Source organism: Chamaesiphon sp. OTE_20_metabat_361 (assembly GCF_031364565.1).
This window is the reverse complement of sequence record NZ_JANLWO010000274.1, coordinates 1-1,621: the sequence shown is the minus strand read 5'-3', so window position 1 is coordinate 1,621 and position 1,621 is coordinate 1. Positions and strand designations below refer to the sequence as shown.

The window sequence follows — 1,621 nt, the reverse complement described above, 5'->3', positions numbered from 1 at the left end:
TGAACGGCTGCTGTCCGATCGCCTTTGGACATCACGGCTTGAGTCTCGATCGCGATATTTACTAACTCTAACATCTGTTGACCGCGAACGTTTCTAACTACGATCCATTGCCAGCCAAATGGTGCGCCCATATAACCGACGACTAAATCGGCGAGGGAGTTTACATAGTCGAAACAGCTCAAACAGGAGGGGGCGAAGACGTCTTTTAATTCCTTAGTATTCAACCCGAAAAAGGGTACTAATTCGGTCGAACCATCTTCATGTTTGAAGTGGACGTTAAAGTCCTGCATGAATTCATAATAAACTACCGTTTCGGGCGATCGACTGGTGGTTTCTAAAAACTTTTGTAAGCCCGCACGGGTGACATTATCGGTACAGGGGGTGCCGAGTACATATAGTTGCTCTAAGCCTAATTCTTTTTCGACGGCGCGTAAGGCTTGAATTTGACAGCCGACACCGATGACTAGGAGCTTTTTCAAACCTGACTCGGCGATTTGTTCGAGGATCGAGAGGTTGGGTGAGAGGGTGGGTTTATTGACTTTAGCTGCGAGAATTTCCTCCCTAGTCCGCGCGATGATCGGCATTGGTGTGAATCGGTCTTCGGGCGTGTTTTGAACGCAGACAACGCCTTCTACTAGCCCCTGCTCTAACATTTCGATCGCGATCGTACTGACAATTCCCGTCCATTGGGCACCAGGGATCGGCTCGATTTTGCGCGCTGCCATCATCTGCTGATGGACACCAAAATACAGGTCATCTTCTTTATCTAAATCCCGACTGCGCCCGTGGGTTTGAGTCTCCAAGGTGGGAATCTGCTGATTGAGAAAAGCACAAGCTGTTTTGACGTAGTGGATATAGTGGGTATCGCACAACCCGCATTCGCTACAGAGTTCCTTGGCGGGGCGTTTGCTGTTGGGTTTGAGGGCTTTGGCTTTCTGGTGTTTGGGCGCAGCAGTCATGTGGGAGGCTCGATCGATTGTCTTGTTATTTTATCCGCAAACTCTCGGTTCTCGATCGGACTTGACTGGATCGATACTTAAATTAATTGAGAATTGAGAATTGATAATTGGGTTGTTAGGATGGGGATTTAAAAACGACCCTAACAACCATCCACCTGAACGGAGATCGCAAATTTATTTACTAATTACGGGCGGAGCCACCACTGGAGCGGAAGTAGTATTTGTCAGCCAACCAGCACTAAGAATCACCGTGAGTGTAATAAATACTAAAAACAGACCCCAAGTAATCCGATTGAGGTTGCTTTCGGCACTTTTGGTACTGCTAAATAACTGTGCCTGACCGCCGATTCCACCGATTCCATCACCTTTGGGGCTGTGCAATAACACCATGGCTGTCAAACCAAATGCGGACACAGACCAAATAATCTCAATAACAGTAACAATATCCATTCAACAAACTTAAATCTTCAATAGTCATCGATCTATTGTATCTCGATTCTTCGATCGCAGCGGCAACCATTTCAGCTAGCTCGATCGAGCATATTGACGATCGGAATAAAATGCCGTGATGGTAAGTGGGCAGGGCGGCTAATTGGCATTGCTACACCCTGCCCAGTTACCATCCTACACGCCTACTCGCATGGGCGATCGAGTCTGCTGAA

2 protein-coding genes are annotated in these 1,621 nt (G+C 47.5%); both read right to left on the bottom strand.

The genetic code is table 11. The features are described from left to right. A partial coding sequence (locus RMO35_RS07935) for a Coenzyme F420 hydrogenase/dehydrogenase, beta subunit C-terminal domain (RefSeq protein WP_309740036.1) occupies positions 1–959 on the bottom strand: 959 nt, incomplete at its 3' end. A 174-nt stretch (positions 960–1,133) separates the two neighbouring features. After that, positions 1,134–1,409, bottom strand: coding sequence for a preprotein translocase subunit SecG (gene secG, locus RMO35_RS07930; RefSeq protein WP_309740033.1), 276 nt, complete (start codon positions 1,407–1,409; stop codon positions 1,134–1,136). Positions 1,410–1,621: the final 212 nt, after the last annotated feature.

Bases quoted from the DNA above. Each gene is read 5' to 3' on its own strand.
- secG (WP_309740033.1), bottom strand. From the start codon at position 1,409: ATGGATATTGTTACTGTTATTGAGATTATTTGGTCTGTGTCCGCATTT.